The sequence below is a fragment of the Streptomyces sp. TRM64462 genome, assembly GCF_013362995.1.
Lineage (GTDB): Bacteria > Actinomycetota > Actinomycetes > Streptomycetales > Streptomycetaceae > Streptomyces.
Window position 1 is genome coordinate 20,862 of record NZ_JABWDV010000175.1, and the last position, 7,661, is coordinate 28,522.

Consider the following 7,661-nt stretch of genomic DNA (forward strand, 5'->3'; position numbering starts at 1 on the left):
GTTGTCCGAACCATGTACCAGTGTCCTGTGTGGGCCCTTGGCTCCCGTGCAAGACGAGAACGACATACCTACTGGTTCCCGCACGAAGCACCCAGGCACTCTCGACAGATGAATGTGAGAGGGGTCACCCTGTCATTCATCCACGCGGGGAGGCATGGATGGGCAGGAGCCGCAGAACACTTCCGGAGGAGCTTCTGCTGCTCGCTCTGGACCCGACCACGGGTACCACAGCGCAGCCGCAGTCGCTCGACCTCGGCCTTGCCGGAGCCCAGCTAGTGGAGCTGGCTCTGGCAGGGCGGATAGCCCCTGACGGGGATCGTATCGCCGTGGTGATGCCACGGCCGACAGGAGATCCGACCCTGGACTCCGCACTGGAGCTGCTGCGCAGGCGCGGCAGTCCGGTACGGGCCGTCCACTGGATAGGCGGGCCCCGGCTGGGGCTGCGCCAGACCTATCTCTCGCATCTGGAGCGGTGCGGCATGGTGCATGCCGTCGAGAGCCAGATGTGCGGGGTGCTGCCGACGACGCGCTACCAGGCGACGGAGACGGCGATCAGCCGGGAGATCAGGGCCCGGCTGGACAGCGCGATCCGCACCGGCGTCCCGCCGGACCCGCGGACCGCGGCGCTGGCCGCGCTCGCCCACGCCGTCGGGCTCGGCAAGCACCTCTACCCCGGGAACGAGGGGCGCTCGTCGCGCTCCCGGCTCCGGGATCTGATCCGGCACGACCCCATGGGCGGCCTCGTGGCGCATGCCGTGATGGACGTCCAGAACGGTGCGGCCGCGCAGCCGCGCCGGTCGGCGGCCGCATCGGGAGGACCCGGCCGGCAGGCCGCGCCCTCCGTACCGATGCGCGGGTCGTCGCGCCCCGGGTCGTCCATGGCCCGCGTCGCCGCGCGCTGAGAATCGCTGAACCATTGAACCGCTGAACCGCACATCCGCACGTCCACCGCACCGACGTCCCCCTGAGACCCGGTTCGGGAGCCGCAGGAACGCGCGGGGTGGCCTCCGGGCCGTCCCGCGCGTTCGCGGTCGCTCACCCGTGTGGCAATTCTCCAGCGCCGCACGGGCTTTGGTGGCAGTCTGCTGAGCGGTAGATACGCAGAGCAACGCCAGCGACAGAGCAGGCAGCCGGAGGTGCAGTTCCCGTGGCGTCCAATGTCAACCCCACCGTCAGGCGACGCAGACTGGGCATGGAGCTCCGCAGGCTGCGAGAACAGAAGGGCATGACGGCGGAGGAGGTGGCCGAGCGCCTGCTGGTGTCGCAGTCGAAGATCAGCCGCCTGGAGAACGGCCGCCGCTCCATCAGCCAGCGTGACGTGCGTGACCTGTGCGGCGTGTACGAGGTCGAGGACCACCGGGTCGTGGACTCGCTGATGCAGATGGCGAAGGATTCGCGGCAGCAAGGCTGGTGGCACGCGTTCGGCGACATCCCGTACAGCGTGTACATCGGCCTGGAGACCGACGCGGCCTCGCTGCGCGTGTACGAGCCGCAGATCGTTCCGGGACTGCTGCAGACCCGCTCGTACGCGGAGGCCGTGATCACCGGGGCGCTGCCGGAGGCGCCGGCGTCGGACATCGAGAAACGCGTGAACGTCCGCACGCGCCGCCAGGACCGCATCAACGACACGGACAAGCCGCTGCGCCTGTGGGCCGTGATCGACGAGTCCGCGCTGCGCCGGGTCGTCGGCAGCAAGCAGCTCATGGTGGAGCAGTTGGAGTCGCTGATCGAGCAGTCCCACCTGCCCCATGTGACGGTGCAGGTGCTGCCGTTCGAGATGGGCGCCCATCCGGGGATCAGCGGGCACTACGCGATCCTGGAGTTTCCCGACGCGACCGACTCGTCCGTCGTCTACATCGAGGGCGTCACCAGTGATCTGTACCTGGAGAAGCCGAACGACGTGCAGCGGTACAGCGTGATGTACGAGCATCTGCGCGCCCAGGCCCTCGGCGTCGAGCAGACCCGGCAGTTCATCGCCCGGGTCGCCAAGGACCACGCCGAGAGCTGAGTACCCTTCTCGTACCCCGGTATTTCCGGAATTGACCGATCCGCCACTGAGGAAGCCGGCACGGTACACCCCTGCCGGCTCCCAGCGGAAGACCACACCGGAATATGCCATCCGGTCGAGTGAACGCCCGCTCCGCGCAAGGAAGTCGGCGAGTAGCGTCGATCACGCCAGCCTGAAGGTTCCTGACGGCCGGCGCGACTCCTACCAGCCAGAATCAGCCAGAACCGGGAGCGAAGAACCATGGCTATCATTCAGGGCGCCACGGACACCTGGACCAAGTCCTCCTACTCCGGCGGGAACGGCGCGTGCGTCGAGGTCAAGTCCCCCGTCGTCGCCGCGATCGACGTCCGCGACTCGAAGGTCCCCGCGGGCCCGTCCCTCACGTTCGTCCCCACCGCGTGGAACGCGTTCGTCCGTGAAGTGAGCACCGGCGCGATCTGAGTCCGCGCCGACTCCTCCCCGCACCGACGAAGAGCCCTCTCGACTGGTCGCCGTCCCGGCCGAGGGGGCTCGGCCTTTGCCGTTTCTTTCCGGCCCTTTAGGTGAAGTCGGTCGACTTACCAGCTGGTACCCGGCACTGTGGGGCGTGGGTCGGACGGCGATCGCGACGCATGCCTCCCCGCACGTCGCTCGCGAACGCAGCCACTTCCCCCTTCCTCTGCCGTGCCCGGGAACGGCATCCCTGGACCCGCGTCCCGGCAGCCGCACCCCGGCAGCCGCCGTTCAGCGCGGGTAGCGGGCCAGCCAGCCGGGTGACGCGGCCGACGGGCTGTGCAGGGCGGGGCCCTGGGTCATCTCCATCGCGAAGTCGTCGGCCAGTTCCAGGATCGTGGGCCGCCCCTCCAGTTCGGCCAGCCAGGCCGGCGGCAGGGCGGTCTCGCCGTGCAGGGCGCCGAGCAGCGCGCCCGTGAGCGTGCCGGTGGCCTCGGACGGGCCGTCGTGGTTCACGGCGAGCCGCAGCCCGTGCCGTACGTCCTCGCCGACCTGCGCGCAGTACACGGCGATGGCCAGGGCATCCTCGGCGGCCTCGCCGTCCGTGTCGCCCAGGGACGCGATGCGGTCCGCGGACGGCGCACCCTGGCGTACGGCGGCGAGTGCCTGGTTCAGGGCGTCCGTGACCGGCTGGTGGCCGGGCCGGGTGGCGAGCTGGGCGAGGGCGCCCCGCACGGCCGTCGCGATGTCCTGGCCGCGGGCCACACCGTGCACGACGACGGCGTACGCGCCGGCCGCCAGATACGCGCCGGGGTGGCCGTGCGTCTGGGCGGCGCACTCCACGGCGAGCTGGCACACCAGGTGCGGCTCCCAGCCGACGAGCAGCCCGAACGGGGCGGAGCGCACGAGCGCCCCGGCGTCGCGGGCGGCCGGGTTCTTCGGCTGGTCGAGGGTGCCGAGCACGTCGTCGCCGAGGCCCGTGAGGCTGGCGCGGGCGGGGTCGCGGCGGCTGTACAGCCACTCCTCCCGGGCCAGCCAGCCGTTGTCCTTGCGGCGCTCGTCCGGGCCCCAGTCGCGCTGGGTCGCGGCCCAGCGCAGATAGGCGCGGTGCAGGTCGGTCGGCGGGTGCCAGGCGCCGGTGTCGCGGCGTACCTGGGCGCGTATCAGGCCGTCGACGGTGAACAGGCCGAGCTGCGTGGCGGAGGTGACGGCGCCGCGCCGCCCGTAGGCGGGGGCGAGGTCGGTGAGGCCGTCGGCGCCGTGGGCGGCCCGTATCGCCTCGACGGACAGGCCCGACACGGCCGCGCCGAGCGCGTCGCCGAGTGCGCCGCCGAGCAGACAGCCCCGTACCCGGGACCGGTAGTCCTGCTGCTCGGTCCGGCCCCATACGGCTGCCGCTGTGGTACTCACCAGGAGGCCCCTCCCCCACGACGTGGCTCCGGCGCAGCACTGTAATCGAACGGTTCGCGGGCGTCCGGGGACGGCGGGGGATGTGACGCGCGGCACGCGTCATACGGCGCGAAGTGCCCGCGTACCGGGGGCGGTACGCGGGCACTTCAGCGTCCCTGGGCGCTTACGTTCAGCCGACCGGGCCGCTCCAGCGGGCCGCGGGGGCGCCGAAGCCGGTGCCGTTGCTGAGCCATGTGTAGAGGCCGTCGATCGTGCGGCCGTCGGGCGTGGTGCCGAGGTCGTAGAAGACGCCGGCGTCGGCCTTGCGGTCGCCGTTGTAGTCACCGGTGGTGAACTGGCTGCGGGCCCACTCGAAGTTGCCGGTGCTGGCCCACTTCTGGGCGGCGCTGAAGCCGCTGCCGGTGCTGGTGAAGGTGTAGAGGTTCGAGCCGTACCGGCCGTCATCGCCGAGGCCGCGGTCGTAGAAGACGCCGATGTCGGTCTTGCCGTCGCCGTTGTAGTCGCCGGACGCGACCTTGCTGACCGACGCGTTGAAGGCGCCGGAGGAGGTCCATGTGTTCTGGGCGGCGCCGAAGCCGCTGCCGGTGCTGTAGAGCGTGAAGATCCTCGTCACGTATTTGTTCTCGGGCGACAGGCCGGCGTCGTAGACGATCGACACGTCGTCCTTGCCGTCGCCGTTGTAGTCGCCGGCGGTCGGCTGGGCGGCGCTCCACCGGAAGTTGCCGGGGCTCTCCCACTCCAGAGAGGGGGTGAACGCCGTGCCGGTGCTGGCGAAGGTGAACAGCGCGGTGCGGATCACGCCGTCCGTGCCGCGGCCGCGGTCGTAGAGGACGCCGATGTCGGCCTTGCCGTCGCCGGTGAAGTCGCCGGACACGACCTTGCTCGCGCCCCAGGTGAAGCCGCCGGGCGTGGTCCAGGTGATCTTCGGCGAGGCGAAGCCCGTGCCGGTGCTGTACCAGGTGTAGACGGTGGAGATGTTCTTGTTGTCCGCGGACGTGCCCCCGTCGTAGAAGACGGAGATGTCGTCGCGGCCGTCGCCGTTGTAGTCCCCGGCGGTCACCTTGGACTTCGCCCAGGTGAACGCGCCACTGGCCCACACCTTCCGCGGGGCCTGGAAGCCGGTGCCGTTGCTGAGCCACGTGTACAGCGAGGAGCGGTTCTTACCGTCGGGGGATGTGCCGTTGTCGTAGAACCCGGCGAAGTCGGCCTTGCCGTCGCCGTTGAAGTCGCCGGACACCGCCTGGGCCTGCTGGGGCAGGAGGCGGACCTGCTGGACCCAGGTACGGATGTCGTCGACCCGTGCCTCCACGGCGTCCGTGCGCGTCTCGGTCTCTTCGGTGCCGTAGCAACCACCCTGCCAGGACTGGCTGTTCAGGGCGACCAGCTCGACCTTGCCGTCCTTCTCACGCAGGGCGGGGCCGCCGGAGTCGCCCTTGCATATGCTGCCGCCGGCGCTCGCCACGTCGACGGTGGCGCCGGTCGGGGTCTCCTTCACGGTGAACGCGCCGCTGTGCAGCCGGTCCGGCACCCACATGGTGCTGGTGCGGCCGTAGCCGAGCACGCGGAGCGTCTCGCCCTGCGCGGGCGCGGTGGAGGCGAGCAGCACCGGGTCGACGCCCGTGACCGGCTGGGCCAGCCGGGCCATGACCACGTCGCGGTCGGCGCGCGGGACGATCTCGACGACCTCGGTCGCCGTACCGCCGGTGCCGTTCAGGTCCGTGCGCCCGACGACCACCGAGGTCTTCAGCGCCGGAGCGCCGGCCGGGACCGGGAACGCCTGCGCCGGGTTGTCGGAGAAGCAGCTGCTGGCCGTGAGGATCCACTGCGGGTCCACGAGCGCGCCGGTGCAGGCACGCTCGCCACCGACGTTCACGTACGCGGTGAAGGCGTGGGCACCGTCGGCGACGGCGTCACCGACGAGGGCCTGTGCGGGGCTCGTCGCCGTGAGCGCGCCCGCCGCGGCGACGGCGGCGAGCAGCGCGGTGCCCCGCAGGGTGCGGGACTTTCTGACTGACACGAAGAATCTCCTAGTGGTCGACTACTGCTGACCCGGCTCCGGCGTACGCGGGAATGCCGGCCTCATGCGGCCACTGGCTCTGTGGTGCCACCCCGATTCACTCCCCACGAGGGCGACAGCGCATCCCCCCTCACACACGCCTGATCAGCATGCGTAGATGCACGCCCAAAATATATGAAGGAGAGGTGGTGTCAATGAGGCTGAAGTGACGCGAGTGTGAGCGAGTGTGAGTGACCGTCACACGCCGGTCGTCGATCCGGGGCGGACGATCATCAGGACGGTGACCGCCGCCCAGAGCAGGTTGAAGACGCCCGTGACCATGTGCAGCCGGGCCACGCGCGCGTGCGGCAGCTCCGGAGCGGGCCGCTCCGCCAGCTCCAACAGCCGGCGCTGCTGCGGCAGTACGGCGAGCCCCAGCAGGGCCGCGGCGATCACGGTCAGGATCAGCGACACGACGAGCCACGCGTCGGTGAGCACCCCGAGCCGCGCGCCCGTGGCGATGCCGAAGACCGGTACGACGACCCCGGCGACGGCGTAGACGCCGCACACGCGGTGCAGGAACGCGGCGACGGTCACCGACTGCTTCACGTAACGCGGGAAGAGCGAGGCCGCGACGGCGATCGACCCGACCGCCAGGATCGCGGCGATGACGTGCACGGACAGCAGGAACTTGGCCACGTCGGGACCTCCGGGGGGATGGACATGTTGGCTGCCAATAGATAGCACGGCTACACGTGCCTTGTGTAGGCTGCCTACGCATGAGGGCAGACGCGGTACGAGGCCACCTGGACGGGCTCCTGCTGGCCGTGCTCGAACCCGGCCCGCTGCACGGGTACGCGATCATCGCGGCCGTCCAGCGGCGCAGCGGAGGCGCGCTGGAGCTGCGCACGGGCACCATCTATCCGGCGCTGCAGCGCCTGGAGCGGCTCGGGCTGCTGCGCAGCACGTGGGACGCGGTCGGGGAGCGGCGCCGCCGCTGCTACGAGCTGACGGACGCGGGCCGCCGGAGCCTGGCCGACGAGCGGTCGGCCTGGCAGGAGTTCACGCAGGCCATCGGTTCCGTGCTGAACCCTGGCGCCCCGGGGCTCACCCCGTGAGCGCCGCCACCGACGGGTACGTCGAGGCCCTGGCCGCCGTACTGCACGGCCCCGCCCGCCTCAAGGCGCGGATGCTGGAGGAGATACGGGACGGCCTGCACGACACCGTGGCCGCCTACGCCGGCGCCGGCCTGCCCGCCGCGCAGGCCGCCACCGCGGCGGTACGGGACTTCGGCACGCCCCAGGAACTGGCGCCCGCGCTCCAGCGGGAGCTGACCATCGCGCAGGCCCGGCGCACCGCGCGCACGGCAGCGCTGACGGTGCCGGTCGCGGCCGTGTGCTGGCTGCTGGTACGGAGCGTGGGCGACGCCGCGGCCCCGTACCTGACCGCCCACCTGGCGACGGCCGCCGCCACCGCCGCCCTGCTGGCCGTGGTCACCCTGGCCGCGACCGGGCCGCTCGCCCGGCGGCTGCCGACGCCGCACCGGCTGCCGCTGGCCGTCGCGTGGACGGGGACGGCCGCAAGCGTCGCGATGGCGCTGGCCGCGCTCGCCCTGGCCGTGCTGGCCGTCGCGGTCACGGACTGGCCGGTCGCCGCGGCGGCCGGGGCTCTCGCGGCGGCCGCGCACGCGGTGACGGCGGGATCGGCACGGACGTGCCGCCAGTGCGCTCTTTCCCGGACGGGCTCAAATTGAGCCCCTGGGGGTCCCCCCTGCTCGAAGAGCTTGGGGGAGATTGAGGAGCGGGGGTTCGGGGG

The 7,661-nt window shown here is 71.6% G+C and carries 8 protein-coding genes; 5 read left to right on the forward strand and 3 right to left on the reverse strand.

Features of this window, described 5'->3' with window-relative positions; all coding sequences use genetic code 11:
- Positions 1 to 158 precede the first annotated feature (158 nt).
- The 3 genes from HTZ82_RS08220 (at position 159) to HTZ82_RS08230 (ending at position 2,449) form a co-directional block, all read left to right on the forward strand.
- Positions 159 to 902 (forward strand): GPP34 family phosphoprotein, encoded by a 744-nt coding sequence (locus tag HTZ82_RS08220; protein ID WP_175408634.1) that lies wholly within the window; start codon positions 159 to 161, stop codon positions 900 to 902.
- Between the two features lie 245 nt (positions 903 to 1,147).
- The gene (locus tag HTZ82_RS08225) at positions 1,148 to 2,008 is read left to right on the forward strand and encodes a helix-turn-helix transcriptional regulator (protein WP_175408635.1); all 861 of its coding nucleotides are present in this window, start codon (positions 1,148 to 1,150) and stop codon (positions 2,006 to 2,008) included.
- A gap of 240 nt (positions 2,009 to 2,248) precedes the next feature.
- Positions 2,249 to 2,449: a DUF397 domain-containing protein gene (locus tag HTZ82_RS08230; protein ID WP_175408636.1), complete on the forward strand. Its 201-nt coding sequence runs from the start codon at positions 2,249 to 2,251 to the stop codon at positions 2,447 to 2,449.
- 282 nt (positions 2,450 to 2,731) lie between these two features.
- Here the strand turns inward: HTZ82_RS08230 and HTZ82_RS08235 are convergent, their stop codons facing one another.
- The 3 genes from HTZ82_RS08235 to HTZ82_RS08245 form a co-directional block, all read right to left on the reverse strand.
- A complete protein-coding gene (locus tag HTZ82_RS08235; RefSeq protein WP_175408637.1) occupies positions 2,732 to 3,850 on the reverse strand; it encodes an ADP-ribosylglycohydrolase family protein in 1,119 nt (372 codons plus the stop codon).
- 169 nt (positions 3,851 to 4,019) lie between these two features.
- Positions 4,020 to 5,867 (reverse strand): FG-GAP-like repeat-containing protein, encoded by a 1,848-nt coding sequence (locus tag HTZ82_RS08240; protein WP_175408638.1) that lies wholly within the window; start codon positions 5,865 to 5,867, stop codon positions 4,020 to 4,022.
- Between the two features lie 237 nt (positions 5,868 to 6,104).
- The gene (locus tag HTZ82_RS08245; RefSeq protein ID WP_175408639.1) at positions 6,105 to 6,545 is read right to left on the reverse strand and encodes a DUF2269 family protein; all 441 of its coding nucleotides are present in this window, start codon (positions 6,543 to 6,545) and stop codon (positions 6,105 to 6,107) included.
- Between the two features lie 80 nt (positions 6,546 to 6,625).
- Between HTZ82_RS08245 and HTZ82_RS08250 the strand changes: the two genes are divergently transcribed.
- Together HTZ82_RS08250 and HTZ82_RS08255 are read left to right on the forward strand one after the other, a co-directional pair.
- The gene (locus HTZ82_RS08250) at positions 6,626 to 6,964 is read left to right on the forward strand and encodes a PadR family transcriptional regulator (protein ID WP_175408640.1); all 339 of its coding nucleotides are present in this window, start codon (positions 6,626 to 6,628) and stop codon (positions 6,962 to 6,964) included.
- The gene (locus tag HTZ82_RS08255) at positions 6,961 to 7,599 is read left to right on the forward strand and encodes a permease prefix domain 1-containing protein (protein WP_175408641.1); all 639 of its coding nucleotides are present in this window, start codon (positions 6,961 to 6,963) and stop codon (positions 7,597 to 7,599) included. The genes HTZ82_RS08250 and HTZ82_RS08255 overlap by 4 nt, the downstream gene beginning before the upstream one ends.
- The last annotated feature ends 62 nt before the right edge of the window (positions 7,600 to 7,661 follow it).